Here is a 17,822-nt window from a genome sequence, read left to right as displayed (position 1 = left end):
AGCGTGATGAATTTCACGCTAAATTTTTTTGGGCGGACCACCGATATCAAAGTGACATCGATTTGCCAATTGTTTAGGATGGCAAACGAATGGTCAATACATTGGCATATACGTAATTTCCAACCGCTATAAGCCAATGTATTGACGCCAAACTTTTTGCTCTTAAAGACAAAGGAATGCCCCTGAGCCGACGTCACCTGTGGCCGGTCGGCAACCAGGCAAGCCTCACCAGGAGAAGTGCATGAGCAGCGTCGTCGCCGTCGTAAAAAGCATCATCGGCCAAGTGATTGCGGTTACCCCCGAAGGCGCCCAGCGCGTTCTGGTCGAAGGTGACCGCATCTACCAGGGCGAGCAGTTGCTCACCGGCGCTGCCGGCGCGGTGACGCTCGACGTCGGCAAGGGCAAGCTGGTCGACCTGGGCCGCGACAGCCAGTGGAGCAGCGCCGACCTGCCGCAGGCCGAGACGCACCACGCCGCCGCGCAGCCGGCCAACGCACCGAGCACCGAAGACCTGCAGAAAGCCATCGCCGCCGGCCTCGACCCGACCCAGGCGCTGGCGCCCACCGCTGCGGGCCCGACTGCTGCGCCTTCGGCCGCTGGCAGCAATGGTGGCGTTGGCGGCGGCCACAGTTTCGTGGTGCTGGATGCTACCGCCGGCCGCGTCGATCCCCACATTGGCTACTCCACTTCCGGTCTGGACAACAGCGGCGCAGCCGGTGACGAGCGCCAGAGCGAACTGCCGGCCAACCTCGCGCCCCAGTTCATCGATGGCAACAACGGCGTGCTGGAACTGACCACCGCCGAAGACACCCTGCTCACCGGCGCCTTCTCCGCCCGCGACGCGAATGGCGACCTGATCTCCTATAGCGTCGGCCAGGCGCCGGCCAACGGCCTGCTGGTGCTCAACCCCAACGGCACCTGGCAGTACAACCCCAACGGTGACTACAACGGCGCCGACAGCTTCACCGTGATCGTCACCGACAGCCGTGGCGCGTCCAGCACCCTGGTCGTGAACGTTGGCATCACGCCGGTAAACGACGCTCCAGTGGCCACGGGCACCTATACCAGTGCCATCACTGACACCGCCGCCAACGACAGCTTCGCCGACATCAAGGGCCAACTGAGCGCCAGCGACGTCGACGACACCAACCTGACCTGGAGCGGCAGCGCCAAGGGCGCCTACGGCGAGCTGACCGTCAACGCCGATGGCAGCTACACCTACGTGGTCGATGCCAATGCAGTGAACGCGCTGCCACAGGGTCAGAACCCGAGCGAGAACTTCACCGTCACCGTCACCGATCCGTCCGGTGCCACCGACACCCGCGTCATCACCATCAACGTCCAGGGCGCCAACGACACCCCGGTCGCCCAGGATGGCCAGGCCAGCGGCAATGAAGACAGCGTAATCGGCGGCCAACTGGTAGCCACCGACCGCGACACCGGCAGCACCCTCACCTTCACCACCAACGGCAATCCGCCGGCGGGCTTCACCCTGAAGCCGGACGGCAGCTGGACCTTCGATGGCAAGGACCCGGCCTACCAGCACCTGGCCGAGGGCGAGACCCAGGTCGTGCAGGTGCCCTACACCGTCACCGATGAGCACGGCGCGACCAGCACCGCCACCCTCACCGTGACCCTGACCGGCACCAATGACGCGCCGGTCGCCCTGCCGGGCGCAGCCACCACCGAAGAAAACAGTGTGCTCAACAGCCAGGTCCCGGCCGCCTCCGACGTGGACGGCAACGTCGCCGGCTACCAGCTGACCACCGGTGTCGGCAACGGCAATGGCAACCTGACCTTCAACCCGGACGGCAGCTACAGCTTCAACCCCGGCAAGGATTTCGACAGCTTGGCCCAGGGCGAGACCCGTGACGTGACCTTCACCTACCAGGCGAAGGACAACAACGGCGCGCTGAGCGATCCGCAGACCATCACCATCACCGTCACCGGCACCAACGATGCGCCGGTAGCCCTGCCTGGCGCGGCCACCACCGAGGAGAACACCGTTCTCAACGGACAGGTCCCGACCGCCACCGACGTCGACGGTAGCGTTGCCGGCTACCAGCTGACCACCGGTGTCGGCCAGGGCAACGGCAGCCTCACCTTCAATCCGGACGGCAGCTACAGCTTCAACCCCGGCAAGGACTTCGACAGCCTGGCTCAGGGCGAGACCCGCGACGTGACGTTCACCTACCAGGCGAAGGACGACAACGGCGCGCTGAGCGATCCGCAGACCATCACCATCACCGTCACCGGCACCAACGACGCGGCGGTCATTACCGGCCAGACCAGCGGCAGCGCCGATGAAACCAACGCCCCGGTCACCATCGGCGGCAAGCTGAACATCAGCGACGTCGACAGCCCGGCCAGCTTCCAGGTCCAGACCGGCACTGCCGGCGACTATGGCAAGTTCAGCGTTGCCGCTGACGGCAGCTGGACCTACGTCACCAACGAGGCCTTCAACGAGCTGAAGGACGGCGAGCACCAGACCGAGTCCTTCAACGTCCTGGCCGCCGATGGCACCAGCACCACCGTCACCGTGACCCTCATCGGCACCAACGACGCGCCGGTAGCCGTTGCCAGCTCCGCCACCACCGAAGAGAACGCCGTTCTCAACGGCCAGGTTCCGGCAGCCTCCGACGTGGACGGCACCATCGTCGGCTACCAGCTGACCACCGACGTCGGCCAGGGCAACGGCACCCTGACCTTCAACGCCAACGGCAGCTACAGCTTCGATCCGGGCACCGCCTTCGACCATCTGGCCGCCGGCGCCGAGGAGACCGTGACCTTCACCTACCAGGCGAAGGACAACAACGGCGCGCTGAGCGATCCGCAGACCGTCACCATCACCGTCACCGGCACCAACGACGCGCCGGTCGCCTATGCCGACAACGCCACCACCGAAGAGAACACCGTCTTCAACGGCCAGGTTCCGACAGCTTCCGACGTGGACGGCAGCATCGCCGGCTACCAGTTGGCCACCGGCGTGGGCGCCAACAACGGCACCCTGACCTTCAATGCCGACGGCAGCTACAGCTTCAACCCCGGCAAGGACTTCGACGGCCTGGCCGAAGGCGAATCCCGTGACATCACCTTCACCTACCAGGCGAAGGACGACAACGGCGCGCTGAGCGATCCGCAGACCATCACCATCACCGTCACCGGCAGCAATGACGCGCCGGTCGCCAGCGCCACCACCGGCGCGGTGAAGGAAGATGCACAGATCAGCGGCCAGCTCGCCGCCACCGACGCCGACAACGGCGCCCAGCTCAGCTACGCCCTGGACAAGGCCGCCCCGGCCGGCTTCAGCATCGACGCCGACGGCAAGTGGAGCTTCGATGCCAGCCGCAGCGAGTACCAGCACCTGAAGGCCGGCGCCACGCAGACCCTCAGCATCCCGTTCACCGTCACCGACGAGCACGGCGCCATCAGCTCCAGCAGCCTGACCATCACCATCACCGGCACCAACGATGCGCCGGTCGCCAACGCGGCGTCCGCCAAGGCCAGCGAAGACAAACTCAGCTTCGGCAAACTGACCGCCAGCGACGTCGACGACGGCGCCAAGCTCAGTTTCAGCCTGAATGACAAGGCACCGGCCGGCTTCACCCTGTTCAAGGACGGCACCTGGGCCTTCAGCGGCCTCGACCCGGCCTACCAGAGCCTCGCCGCCGGCGAGACCAAGGTGCTGTCGATCGACTACACCGTCACCGACGAACACGGCGCCACCAGCAGCAACACCCTGACGCTGACCGTCACCGGCACCAACGACACGCCCATCGCCCTGCCCTCGCTGCTCAATGGCGTCAAGGAAGATGCGCAGATCAGCGGCGAGCTGAAGGCCATCGACGTCGACAACGGCGCGCAGCTCACCTATAGCCTGAACAAGGCCGCTCCGGCGGGCCTGACCCTGAACAGCGACGGCAAGTGGAGCTTCGACGCAAGCGATGCCGCCTACCAGCACCTGAAGGCCGGCGCGACCCAGCTCATCAGCGTGGGTTACACCGTCACCGACGAACACGGCGCCAGCACCCAGAGCGTGCTGGTGATCACCGTCACCGGCACCAACGATGCGCCCAAGGCCGACGCTGCGACGGCAGCCGCCCAGGAAGACGCCGTCAGCAAGGGCCAGCTCACCGCCACCGACGTGGACGATGGCGCCAAGCTGAGCTTCAGCGTTTCCGGCAACCCGCCGGCCGGCTTCACCCTGAAGACCGACGGCAGCTGGAGCTTCGACGGCAAGAACCCGGCCTACCAGTCCCTCGCCGAAGGCGAGACCAAGGACATCCAGGTCAAGTACATCGTCACCGACGAACACGGCGCCACCGACACCCAGAGCCTGACCATCACCGTCACCGGCAGCAACGACCCGGCCGTGATCGGCGGCGTGGCCAGCGTGAATGTCAACGAGACCAACGCGCCGGTCACCACTGGCGGCCTGCTGACCGTCAGCGATGTCGACGGCCCGGCCAGCTTCCAGGCGCAGAGCAATGTCGCCGGCAAGTACGGCACCTTCAGCCTGGGCACCGATGGCACCTGGACCTACACCGCCAACGATGCCTACAACGAGCTCAAGCAGGACGAGAAGCTGACCGACAGCTTCACCGTCAAGGCGACCGATGGCACCAGCGCCACGGTCACCGTGAACATCATCGGCACCAATGATGTGCCGGTGGCATTCGGCGACAGCAAGACCACCGGCGAGAATGCGGCCTTCACCAGCCAGGTTCCGCTGGCGACCGATATCGACGGCAGCGTCGTCGGCTACGAACTGGCCACCGACGTCGGCCAGGGCCATGGCAGCCTGACCTTCAACGCCGACGGCAGCTACACCTTCGAGCCGGGCCCCGACTTCGACCACCTGGCCGCTGGCGAAAGCCAGGACGTCACCTTCACCTACCAGGCGAAAGACGACAACGGCGCGCTGAGCGACCCGCAGACCATCACCATCACCGTCACCGGCAGCAACGATGCCGCGGTCATCAGCGGCCAGACCTCGGTCAGCGTCTACGAGACCAATGCACCGATCAGCACCAGCGGCCAGCTGGCCATCAGTGACGTCGACAGCCCGGAAACCTTCCAGGCGCAGAGCAACGTCACCGGCAAGTACGGCACCTTCAACCTGGGCGCCGACGGCCAGTGGACCTACACCGCCAAGTCCGCCTACAACGAGCTGAAGGTCGGTGAAACCTTGGTCGACACCTTCGCCGTGAAAGCCGCCGATGGCACCGCCTACAGCGTCACCGTGAACATCGTCGGCACCAACGACGCGCCGGTCGCCTACCCGGCCACCGCCAGCGCGGTCGAAGGCGGCATCAAGGACCCCGGCGTCGTGGCCGGCGCCACTGACGGCTCGTCCGTGACCCTGACCATCACCACCACCCAGCCGGGCGAGGCGGTCAGCTTCAACTGGAAGTTCAGCACCAACGACGAATCGCCCTTCAACGATTTCGCCTACGTGCAGGTCAACGGCCAGAAGGTGCAGCTGCTTTCCAGCGTGGCTCTGGTCGGCGACGGCGGCAGCTCGGGGCTGCAGACCTTCCAGCAGGTGTTCGACAAGCCGGGCACCTACACCATCGTCCTGGGCGTTTCCGATGCCGTCGACAAAGACGTCAACTCGACCCTGGTGCTGAGCAACCTGCCTTCGCAGGTGAGCGTCGGCAATGTGGTCGGCCAGGTCACCCACACCGGCAGCAACTGGACCCTGACCACCAACGGCGCCAACAACGCCACCCTGGCCAACCAGCTCAAGCCGGTCAGCGAGATCACCGGCAAGCTGCAGGCCACCGACGTCGACCATGACGCCCAACTGACCTTCAGCACCGCGCAGAACACCGCCGGCTTCACCCTGAAGTCCGACGGCAGCTGGCTGTTCGATGCCAAGGACCCGGCCTACGACCACCTCGCCCAGGGCGAGACGCAGACCCTGGCGATCAACTACACCGTCACCGACGAACACGGCGCCACCGGCACCAGCACCCTGACGCTCACCATCACCGGCACCAACGACGCACCGGTCGCCGGGGTGATGAAGGAAACCGTCTACGAAGACAGCAAGATCGGTGGCCAACTGGCCGGCAGCGATGTCGACCACAACGCCGTGCTGACCTTCGCCACCACCGGCAGCCTGCCGGCGGGCTTCAGCAGCGACAGCAGCGGCAAGTGGAGCTTCGACGCCGGCAATGCGGCGTACCAGCACCTGGCCGTGGGCGCGACCCAGGAATTCACCGTCAACTACAGCGTCACCGACCAGTACGGTGCGAAGAGCACCAGCACTCTGACCATCACCGTCATCGGCACCAACGATGCGCCGCAGGCCAAGGCCGCCAGCGCATCGGTGAATGAAGACAAGATCAGCGGCGGCACGCTCACCGCCACCGACATCGACGACGGCCACGCGTTGTACTTCAGCCTGAAGGATGCGGCGCCCAGCGGCTTCACCCTGAACGCCAACGGCACCTGGAGCTTCGACGGCAACCACGCCGACTACCAGAAGCTCGGCGCCGGTGAGTCCCTCGAGCTGCAGATCAAGTTCATCGTCACCGACGACAAGGGCGCCACCGACGAGAACGTCCTGACCCTGACCGTGACCGGCAGCAACGATGCCGCGATCATCAGCGGGGCGAAGATCGTCAACGTCTACGAGACCGACGCGCCGATCACCACCACCGGCAAGCTGGACGTCAGCGACGTCGACGGCCCGGACACCTTCCAGGCCCAGACCAACGTCGCCGGCAAGTACGGCACCTTCAACCTGAGCACCGACGGCACCTGGACCTATATCGCCAAGGACGCCTACAACGAGCTGAAACCGGGCGAGATACTGGCCGACACCTTCACCGTGAAGGCCGCCGATGGCACCAGCTCCAGCGTCACCGTGAACATCCTCGGCACCAACGACGCGCCCACCGCCTACGATGACAGTGTCACCATCGACGAGAACGGCCGCGTCAACGGCAAGGTACCGGCCGCTACCGATCCGGACGGCAAGGTCTCCAGCTACCAACTGGTCACCGACGTCGGCCAGGGCAACGGCTCGCTGAACTTCAACTCCAGCGGCACCTACCACTTCGAGCCAGGCAGTGACTTCGACCACCTGGCCGCCGGCGAGAGCCAGGTCGTCACCTTCACCTACCAGGCGAAGGACAACAACGGCACGCTGAGCGAACCCAAGACCATCACCATCACCGTCACCGGCAGCAATGACGCCGCCGTCATCACTGGCGTGACGACCAGCAGCGTCAACGAGACCGACGCGCCGGTCAGCACCAGCGGCAAGCTCAACGTCAGCGACGTCGATAGCCCGGAAACCTTCCAGGCGCAGAGCAACGTAGCCGGCAAGTACGGCACCTTCAACCTGGGCACCGACGGCAACTGGACCTACGTAGCGAGCAGCGCCTACAACGAACTGAAGGTCGGCCAAACCTACACCGACACCTTCATCGTGAAGACCGCGGACGGCACCAGCGCCACCGTGACCGTGAACATCGTCGGCACCAACGACGCGCCGGTGGCCTTCGACGGCGTTGCGACCACCGAGGAAAACACCGTCTTCAACGGCCAGGTTCCGACCGCCACCGATGTCGACGGCACCATCGCCAGCTACCAACTCGCCACCAACATCGCCGCCGGCAAGGGCACCCTGACCTTCGACGCCAACGGTAGCTACAGCTTCAACCCGGGTAACGCCTTCGATCACCTGGCTGCCGGCCAGAGCGAAACCGTGTCCTTCACCTACCAGGCCAAGGACAACAACGGCGCGCTGAGCGATCCGCAGACCATCACCATCACCGTCAACGGCACCAACGACGCGCCGGTTGCCTACGCCGACAGCAAGACCACCGAAGAGAACAGCGTTCTCAACGGCCAGGTTCCGACCGCCACCGACGTCGACGGCACCGTTGCCAGCTACCAGCTCACCACCAACGTGGCCGCTGGCAAAGGCACCCTGACCTTCAACACCGACGGCAGCTACAGCTTCAATCCGGGCAGCGCCTTCGACCACCTGGCCGCCGGCCAGAGCGAAACCGTGACCTTCACCTACCAGGCGAAGGACAACAACGGCGCACTGAGCGATCCGCAGACCATCACCATCACCGTCAACGGCAGCAACGACGCAGCCGTCATCGGCGGCCTGTCCACGGCCAACGTGTACGAGACCGACGCCCCGGTCACCACCAATGGCCAGCTGAGCATCAGTGACGTCGACAGCCCGGAAAGCTTCCAGGCACAGAGCAGCACCGGCAAGTACGGCACCTTCAACCTCGGCAGCGACGGCGCCTGGGTCTACACCGCCAAAGAGGCCTACAACGAGTTGAAGGACGGCCAGACCCTGACCGACACCTTCACCGTGAAAGCCTTCGACGGCACCAGCAGCACCGTCACCGTGAACATCGTCGGCACCAACGACAAGCCGGTGGCGTTTGCCGACACCGTCAGTACCGACGAAAACGCCGTGTTCAACGGGCAAGTCCCGGTCGCCACCGACATCGACGGCACCGTTGCCAGCTACCAGCTCACCACCAACGTGGCGGCTGGCAAAGGCACCCTGACCTTCAACAGCGACGGCAGCTACAGCTTCAACCCGGGCGCCGCCTTCGACCACCTGGCCGCCGGCCAGAGCGAAGCCGTGACCTTCACCTACCAGGCGAAGGACAACAACGGCGCGCTGAGCACCCCGCAGACAGTCACCATCACCGTCACCGGCAGCAACGACGCGGCGGTGATCACCGGCCAGAACAGCGGCAGCACTGATGAAACCGACGCCCCGGTCACCATTGGCGGCAAGCTGAATGTCACCGATGTCGACGGCCCGGCCAGCTTCCAGGCGCAGACCGACACCGCCGGCACCAACGGCACGTTCAGCATCGCCACCGATGGCACCTGGACCTACGTCGCCAACTCCGCCTTCAACGAACTGAAGGCCGGCGAACACCTCGTCGAGACCTTCGTCGTGAAAGCGGCCGACGGCACCAGCACCAACGTGACCGTCACCATCAACGGCACCAACGATGCGCCGGTGGCCTACGCCGACACCCAGACCACCGGCGAGAACGCCGTGTTCCAGGGTCAGGTTCCGGTCGCCACCGACGTCGACGGCACCATCGCCAGCTACCAGCTGGCCACCGGTATCGGCGGCGGCAAGGGCACGCTGACCTTCAACAGCGACGGCAGCTACACCTTCAACCCGGGTACCGCCTTCGACTACCTGGCGGCGGGCCAGACCCAGGACGTCACCTTCACCTACCAGGCGAAGGACAACAACGGCGCCCTGAGCGATCCGAAGACCGTCACCATCACTGTCACCGGCACCAACGACGCGGCGGTGATCACCGGCCAGAACAGCGGCAGCGCCGACGAAACCAACGCCCCAGTCACCATCGGCGGGAAGCTGATCGTCAACGATGTCGACAGCCCGGCGGTCTTCCAGACCCAGACCAACACCGTCGGCACCAACGGCAAGTTCAGCATCGCCGCTGACGGCACCTGGACCTACGTGGCCAACTCCGCCTTCAACGAACTGAAGGTCGGCGAACACCTCGTCGAGACCTTCGTCGTGAAAGCCGCCGACGGCACCAGCACCAACGTGACCGTCACCATCAACGGCACCAACGATGCGCCGGTCGCCTACGCCGACACCCAGAGCACCGGCGAGAACACCGTGCTCCAGGGCCAGATTCCGGTGGCCACCGACGTCGACGGCACCATCGCCAGCTACCAGCTCGTCACCAACGTGGCGGCCGGCAAAGGCACCCTGACGTTCAACGCCAACGGCAGCTACACCTTCAATCCAGGCACGGCCTTCGATCACCTGGCCGCCGGCGCTCACGAACTGGTGACCTTCACCTACCAGGCGAAGGACAACAACGGCGCCCTGAGCGATCCGAAAACCATCACCATCGACGTCACCGGCACCAATGACCGACCAGTTGCCGTCGACGGCACCGCGTCCACCGGAGAGAACACCGTTCTCCAGGGCCAGGTCCCGACCGCCACCGATGTGGACGGCACCGTGGTTGGCTACCAGCTGGCCACCGATGTCGCCCAGGGCAAGGGCAGCCTGGTCTTCAACACCAACGGCAGCTACACCTTCACGCCGGGTACCGCCTTCGACCACCTGGCCACCGGCCAGAGCGAAACCGTCACCTTTACCTACCAGGCGAAGGACGACGCTGGCGCGCTCAGCGATCCGAAGACCATCACCATCACCGTCAACGGCAGCAACGACGCTCCCAACGGCACCGACAACACCATCACCCTGAACGAAGACAGCAGCCGCAGCTTCACCGCCGCCGACTTCGGCTTCAGCGACGTGGACGCCGGCGATACCTTGAGCGGCGTGCGTATCGACAGCCTGCCCACCAACGGCACGCTGAAGTTCAACGGCAGCGCCGTGACCGCAGGCCAGGTGATCGACGCCGCCGACCTCGGCAAGCTGGTGTTCACCCCGGCCGCCAACGCCAACGGCAACAACTACGCCAACTTCACCTTCTCGGTGAAGGACAGCAGCAACACCTACGACACCACGCCGAACAAGATCACCTTCAACGTGACGCCGGAGAACGACGCACCGGTGGCAGTGAACGACAACTTCACCGTCAGCGGCCTGAAGGGCAACTACTGGGGCTACAACGAAGGCCCCGACGGCAGCAACCTGACCAGCCTGAGCCAGGTGACCAGCTTCATGGCCGGGCACAACCCGAGCGCCACCTTCACCTCCACCACGCTGAACTACAACCTCAGCAACGGCGACCTGGGCGGCGACGGCAACCTGCAGAAGTTCCTCGGCAACGATGCGAAGAGCCTCAACACCGATCCGGCGAACACCTCCGACGCGATCATCCAGCTGACCGGCGCGATCAACCTCAACGCCGGCAGCTACCAGCTGCGGGTCAACGCAGACGATGGTTTCAGCATCAAGATCGACGGCGTGGAAGTCTTCAAGTTCGACGCCAACCAGAGCCCGACCGGACGCGAATCGACTGTTTTCACCATCGCCCAGAGCGGCAGCCACAGCATCGAGATCGTCTACTGGGATCAGGGCGGCCAGGCCCAGCTGCAGGTGGAAATGCGCCCGCAAAACGGCACCTACACCACCGTCGGCGGCACCGCGCTGACCCACACCGTGGGCGAGTTGGTGACCAACGAGGACACCGCGCTGACCATCGCTCCGCAGACCCTGCTGGGCAATGACAGCGACGTGGACGGCGACAGCCTGACCATCGTCAGCGTGCAGAACGCCGTGAACGGCAGCGTGAAGCTGGAAAACGGCAACGTCGTGTTCACCCCGGCCAAGGACTTCAACGGCAGCGGCAGCTTCACCTACACCATCAGCGACGGCCACGGCGGCACCAGCACCGCCACCGTCACCGTGGGCGTCAACGCGGTGAACGATGCGCCGGAAGCCAAGAACGACCTGCAGACCACCGGCGAGAACAACACGCTCAACGGCCAGGTCCCGGCGGCCACCGACATCGACAGCGCGGTCAACCCCAACGGCTACGCCCTGGTGCAGAACGTCGGCGTCGGCGCCGGCAACGGCACCCTCACCTTCAACGCCAACGGCAGCTACGTGTTCAACCCGGGCACCGACTTCGACTCGCTCAACGTCGGCGAATCGCGACAGGTGACCTTCACCTACACCGCCAAGGACGCCCAGGGCGCAGTCAGCGCACCGGCCACCGTGACCATCACCGTGACCGGCAGCAACGACCTGCCCACCGCCACCGACAGCACCGTGACCCTGAACGAGGACGGCAAGCGCAGCTTCAGCGCCAGCGACTTCGGCTTCAGCGACAAGGACGCCGGCGACGCGCTAAAGGCGATCCGCATCGACAACCTGCCCACCGCCGGCAGCCTGACCCTCAATGGCCAGTCGGTGACCGCCGGCCAGATCATCGCCGTCAGCCTGCTCGCCAGCCTGGTCTACACCCCGGTGGCCAACGCCGCGGGCAATGCCTATGCGACCTTGAAGTTCTCGGTCCAGGACAGCCATGACGGCTTCTCCAGCTCCTCCAGCACCCTGACCTTCAACGTCACCCCGGTGAACGATGCGCCGCTGTCGTCGGACGGTTCGGCCAGCATCTATGCCGACAAGACCTACACCTTCGGCACCAAGGACTTCTCCTTCAGCGACACCGCCGACTCCGCCAACGGCCAGAACCACAGCCTGCAGAACATCCTGATCAAGGCCCTGCCGGACTCCGGCACCCTGCTGCTCAACGGCACCGCCGTGAAGGCTGGCCAGGCCATCAGCGCCAGCGACGTGGCTGGCGGCAAGCTGACCTTCGTACCGGACGGTTCTGGTTCCAACGCGCACTTCAGCTTCGCTGTGCAGGACAGCGGTGGCGTGACCAACGGCGGCGTCGACACTTCGCCGACCTACGGCTTCGACATCCACGTCGGCCAGGTGCAGATCCCCGGCACCACGCCCAACGGCGACAACACCCTCACCGGCGGCTCGGGGGACGACGTGATCCTCGGCGACGTAGGCGGCATGCTCACCACCACACAGCCGGGTACCAACTACAACATCGCCCTGGTGGTCGATACCTCCGGCAGCATGGCCTACAACCTGGCCGGCAACAGCGGTGCGGCCTACGCCGACTCGCGAATGAAACTGATCAAGGATGCACTGATCAACCTGGCCAACGAGCTCAAGGGCCACGATGGCGTGATCAACATCAGCCTGATCGGTTTCTCCGCCACCGCCAGCATCAAGATCAGCATCGCCGACCTGAACAGCGGCAACGTCGACCAGCTGATCAACGCCATCGGCAAGACCCAGAATACCGGCCTGCAGGCCGATGGTGGCACCAACTACCAGTCGGCTTTCGAGCAGGCAGTCACCTGGTTCAACGGCCAGAAGAACGGCTATGAAAACCTCACACTGTTCCTCACCGACGGCGATCCGACCTACTCGAAGAACTACGGCAACGGTAACAGCACCAGCGATAACATCGTCGCCGAGTCCGCACAGTCCTTTGCGGGCCTGAGCGGTATCAGCGATGTGCGGGCAATCGGTATCGGCACCGGCGTCAACGCCGACATCCTCAAGTACTTCGATAACACCAAGGTCACCGGGACCGGCACCATCAACCTGGGCAATACCACCACTGTTCTCGCCAACTTCGACAACAACAGCGGCAGTGGCATCGCCAAAGTCGACAACTGGAGCAAGACCGGCACCGGCTCGATTTCCCGCAGCAACAGCGAGCTGAAGATCACCGATGCCTACGGTGGCGCCGCCACCAAGGCCAGCAGTCCCGAGTTCAACGTTAACGGAAACAACCTGGGCAAGCTGAGCTTCGACTATCGCACCGGCGAATTCGGCAGCGGCGACAGCTTCGCCTGGAGCCTGATGAAGAAAGTGGTCGCGGCCAACGGCGCGGTCAGCTGGGAACTCGTCGACAGCGGCTCCCGCACCAGCTCGGACAGCGCCACCATCACCAGCAAGGCCCTGGTCGACGGCACCTACAAACTGGAGTTCTCGGCCAATGACAACAGTACCCACTGGCTCTGGGGCAGCTCCGATGTCGACGTCCGCATCGACAACATCACGGTCGTGAGCCCCAACGTGGTGACCGCCCCGACCGGCCAGGTGGACATCGTCAAGCAGGCCAGCGACCTTTCCGCCGCCCTGCACGGCGGCTCCAGCAGCTCCGAGCTGGCGCCCTCGGGCCACGACACCATCAACGGCGGCGCGGGTGACGACATCATCTTCGGTGACACCATCAACACCGATAACCTGCCCTGGGGCGTCAACGGCAACCCGGCCAAACCGGCCGACATGCCGGCGGGCTCGGGCGTCAGCGCGCTGTCGGCGTTCCTCGAACTGAAGAACGGCCATGCGGCGACCAGCGAAGAGATGTACAGCTACATCAAGGCCAATCACGCGACCTTCAACGTCGAGGGCGATACCCGTGGCGGCAACGACCACCTGTATGGCGGCGATGGCAACGACATCCTCTACGGCCAGGGCGGCAACGATTTCCTGTTCGGCGAGAATGGCAACGACATCCTCTTCGGCGGCACCGGTGACGACCAGCTCACCGGCGGCAAGGGCGACGATATCCTCACTGGCGGCGCGGGTGCCGACACCTTCATCTGGAGGGCCGGTGATATCGGCAACGACACCATCACCGACTTCAAGGCCGGTGAAGGCGACCGCATCGACATCAGCGACCTGCTGCCGGAGACCGCGCACAACGACATCCTCAGCTACCTGAAGGTGGACACCACGACCTCGACCCTGCAGGTGAGCACCACCGGGCAGATCAACAACGGCGGGGCCGCGGACGTCACCATCAAGCTGAGCGGGGTCGACCTCTCCGCCTACGGCTCGACCTCCACCGAGATCGTCAACAAGCTGGTGGCGGGTTCGGACCCGGTGGTCAAGACTGAGCATCACTGATCCGCGATTGCCGCCAGGCTTCCAAACGGTCAGGCTCTGACACGACGACAGCGGGGCTACCCTTCAGGGGAGTTCCGCTGTCGTTCCTTCACATCACATGAATTGGGGACGGGTCGATGCTGTATATCCAGCGCAACGCCGAGGGGAGAATCTCGCGCGTCGAGGACGCCGAGTTCGACGGGATGACCGGCACCCTGCCGGCGGACCACCCGGACATCCAGGCCTGGGCGGCCGAGAGCAGTCTGCTGCAGCTCAAGCAGAGCGACCTGGACATGATCCGGGTACTGGAAGACCTGATCTCGGTGCTGATCACCAAGGGGGTGATCCGCATCACCGACCTGCCGCCGGCGGCGCGTTCCAAGCTGCTCAACCGGACGCAGGCGCGAGAGGCGCTGGGCGGGTTGACCCGGCTGATCAACGACGACGAGGAAACGGGGCTGATCTGAGCCCCGTTTTTCTTTTCCGACCTGTAGGAGAGGCGGGGGCGCCCAGCCCACGCCCGCGATCGCGCTCATGGAGCGCTCCTGCAGGTTTATTCTGGAACTTCCGTGATGCCGTGAAATCACCCAAAACGTCGGCCCTGCCGACGGATCGCGGGCATGGCCAGCTCCTACAACGTTACAGGCGCATCACCACGGCGCCGGCCCACCGAACAACTGCCCCTGCACCCCCTGGATACCCATCTCCTTCAGCACCCGGAACTCCCCGGCCGTCTCCACGCGCTCGGCGATCAGCGGCAGGTCGATGCTGTGCGCCGCGCGCTGCATCGCCTCGATGAACAGACGCTTGTCGTTCTCCTGGTCGATATGACGGATATGGCTGCCATCGACCTTGAGGTACGCCAGACCGAGGCGGGCGAGGTTGCCGATCATGCTGAAGCGTCCGCCGAAGTGCTGCAGGCTCAGGCGATAGCCCAGCTCGCCGAGACGGCGGGTCAACGCTTCCAGCACCGGTTGCGCCGGCAGTTGGTCTTCTTCCAGCTCCAGGGTCAGGCGCCCGGCGAATTGCGGGTGCTGGCGCAGCAGGTCGAACACGCGGGTAGTCGCCCACTCATCCCGCAGCAGCGCGGCGGACAGGTTCAGCGCCAGTGGGCGGTTGTGTTTGGCCATGTCGGCCAGCACGCTTTCGAGCATCAGCAGGTCCAGCCGCGCGGTCCAGCCAAAGCGGTCCAGCCAGGGCAGGAAGCGCCCGGCGGCGATGCTGCCGCCCTGCCCGTCCGGCAGGCGCGAGAGCACCTTGTAATGCAGCACCACCTGCGGGTCGGCGCAGGAAACCACCGCCTGGAAATGCAGCTGGAAGCGCTTGTGCACCAGCGCCTCGTCCAGCAGTTGATGCCAGCTATGGCGCTCCTCGGCGACCGGCTTCGCGCCGCCCTGGAGGAAAGCCCAGCAGCTGTCGTTCTGTCGCTCGGCCTGCACCAGCGCCTCGTCCGCACGCTGCAACAGCGTCTGCGCCGACTCGCCGGAAACGAAGGGCACCAGCCCCAGGCAAGCCACCGGGCTCACATCGCTGGCGCCGGTGGTGGCCAGCGCGGCGAGCATGCCTTCCAGACGCATCGCCAGGGCCGGCGCGTCCTCGGGCATCAGCCCCGGCGCCAGCATCACGAACTCGCCGCCACGGCTACGCGCCAGGGTCAGGCCGGAGCCCAGGCCCTGCCCGGCCAGGCGCAGCTGGTCGGCAACCGCCTTGAGCAACTGGTCGACGCGCTGGCCGCCCAGGCGCTGGTTCAACCCGGCGAGGTCGTTGACCCGCAGCACCAACAGCACACCGCTGCTGACCTGGTCCTCGGCACTCAGCCGATTGTTCAGCTGCATGTCGAAGAAGCGCCGGTTGCCCAGCCCGGTCAGGCTGTCCTGGTAGGCCTCGTCGCGCAGGCGTTCGCTACGCTGGGCCTGCTCTTGGAATAGCGCCTTGAGCTTCTCCACCATCTGGTTCATCGCCTGCACCACGCGGCGCAGCTCGGGGGTGCGCGGCAGTTCCGGCAGGCTTAGGAATTCGCGGCGGGCAATGGCGTGGGACTGCTCCACCATGTAGTCCAGCGGCTTGAGCTGGCGGCGCAGCAGAATGGCGCCGAGCACGGCGCTGGCAATACCGCAGAGCACCAGCCAGAGCAGGCTGCCCAGGGTGCTCTGCCAGAGCTTGGCGATGGCGAACATCGGGTGGCTGAGCACCTCGACCCGCGCGGCCTGGGTCCAGCCGCGGCTGACGATCGCATCGCCGCCAGCCGAATGCAGGTCGATCAGCGCGATGAACCACTGCGGCACCTTGGCGGCCACCGCGTCGGGCACCCCGGTGCGCTCCACCATCACTTTGCCGGTGGCCAGGTCGATCACCCGGATGCTCTCGTAGTAGCCGCTGTCGAAGATCGAGCTGACCATCAGCTCGACCATCGCCGGGTCGTCGATATTCGGCGTCAACGACAGGCCCAGCGCGGTGGCGGCGTCCTGGGCGTGGGAGCGCAGCTGGTTGCCGTACTGCTCGCGCGAGCTTTCCAGGCCGACCATGAAGCTGCCGCTGAAGGCGACCACCAGGAACAGGCAGATGGCGATCAACAACTGTTTGAACAGGGACATCGTGTCTCCAGGCTCCCCCCGCGGGAGCTATTCGTGTCGGTGCAGCAATTCGTTCCGCGGCTATTCATCCGAAGGCTATTCATCCAAGGGGAAGCCTTCGGCCTTCATCTTCTTCAGCAGGTGCTGCCAGCGCGACAGCCGCTTGCTGTCGCCGACCTGCTTGCCGCTGCCCGCGCCATTGCCGGCGAGCCACAGGCCCTCGCCGTTGAACGCGTAGACCGGCTGCAGGTCGCTGCGCTGGCTGGCCAGCAGGATGCTGCCGATCAGGTTGTCCAGCACCAGCGGCACGGCGTCGGGCCGCGGGTAATACGTGAGCACCATATGCGCCTGGTTCAGGCGCAGCGCCTTGACGTAGGTAATGCGCAGCTTCTGTGCCGGCACGCCCAGATGTCGCAGGCTGATGTATTTGGCGATGGCGAAATCCTCGCAGTCGCCGGCGCCCTTGAGCAAGGCCTCTACCGGCGTGGCCCAGTAGTCCACTTCATGCCAGAGGCTCAGGTCATCGGTGAAACGCAGTTGGTCGTTGAAGAAGCGATTGACCGCCTGCAACTGGTCGCGCTCGCTCGCCGTGGCCTGCTGCGCGAGCAGCTTCTGCCAAGCGTCGATGCGCACCTGGCCTTGACCCAGCGGCCCATAGAGGCGCGTGGATTGCTGGCTGATCAGCTGGAAGTCCCATTCGGCCTGCTGCGCCCCCGCCAGAACGCCGAGCGAAGTCGCCAGCACCAGGGCCAACGGCCCCGGCCAGCAACGACGCAGCATCCTGGTACAACGGCTGAGCATGATCGCGACGACTCGACTGCGAGCGCCGGCAACCAGCTGCGGGCGCAGGGAAGGCATGG

At 65.2% G+C, this 17,822-nt stretch carries 4 protein-coding genes; 2 read left to right on the top strand and 2 right to left on the bottom strand.

The annotated features are described in order from the left end of the window. Window positions 1-241 precede the first annotated feature (241 nt). Complete coding sequence (locus tag ACIPK7_RS12445) at window positions 242-14,410, top strand: retention module-containing protein (RefSeq protein ID WP_401087990.1); 14,169 nt, start codon at window positions 242-244, stop codon at window positions 14,408-14,410. Window positions 14,411-14,526: 116 nt separating this feature from the next. Then, window positions 14,527-14,856, top strand: a complete 330-nt coding sequence (locus ACIPK7_RS12440; RefSeq protein WP_081517608.1) for a tryptophan synthase subunit beta — start codon at window positions 14,527-14,529, stop codon at window positions 14,854-14,856. A 183-nt stretch (window positions 14,857-15,039) separates the two neighbouring features. Here the strand turns inward: ACIPK7_RS12440 and lapD are convergent, their stop codons facing one another. Beyond that, window positions 15,040-16,983: a cyclic di-GMP receptor LapD gene (gene lapD, locus ACIPK7_RS12435; protein ID WP_401087988.1), complete on the bottom strand. Its 1,944-nt coding sequence runs from the start codon at window positions 16,981-16,983 to the stop codon at window positions 15,040-15,042. A gap of 75 nt (window positions 16,984-17,058) precedes the next feature. Further along, window positions 17,059-17,763 carry a cysteine protease LapG gene (gene lapG / locus ACIPK7_RS12430; protein WP_401088216.1) on the bottom strand — a complete coding sequence of 235 codons (705 nt, stop codon included), beginning with the start codon at window positions 17,761-17,763 and terminating at the stop codon, window positions 17,059-17,061. Window positions 17,764-17,822: the final 59 nt, after the last annotated feature.

This window comes from Pseudomonas sp. NPDC086581, from assembly GCF_044746165.1.
GTDB lineage: Bacteria > Pseudomonadota > Gammaproteobacteria > Pseudomonadales > Pseudomonadaceae > Pseudomonas.
This window is presented reverse-complemented; position numbering and strand designations above follow the sequence as displayed.

Coding starts and splice junctions, on each gene's coding strand:
- ACIPK7_RS12445 (WP_401087990.1), top strand. CDS start 242: ATGAGCAGCGTCGTCGCCGTCGTAAAAAGCATCATCGGCCAAGTGATT.
- ACIPK7_RS12440 (WP_081517608.1), top strand. CDS start 14,527: ATGCTGTATATCCAGCGCAACGCCGAGGGGAGAATCTCGCGCGTCGAG.
- lapD (WP_401087988.1), bottom strand. CDS start 16,983: ATGTCCCTGTTCAAACAGTTGTTGATCGCCATCTGCCTGTTCCTGGTG.
- lapG (WP_401088216.1), bottom strand. CDS start 17,763: ATGCTCAGCCGTTGTACCAGGATGCTGCGTCGTTGCTGGCCGGGGCCG.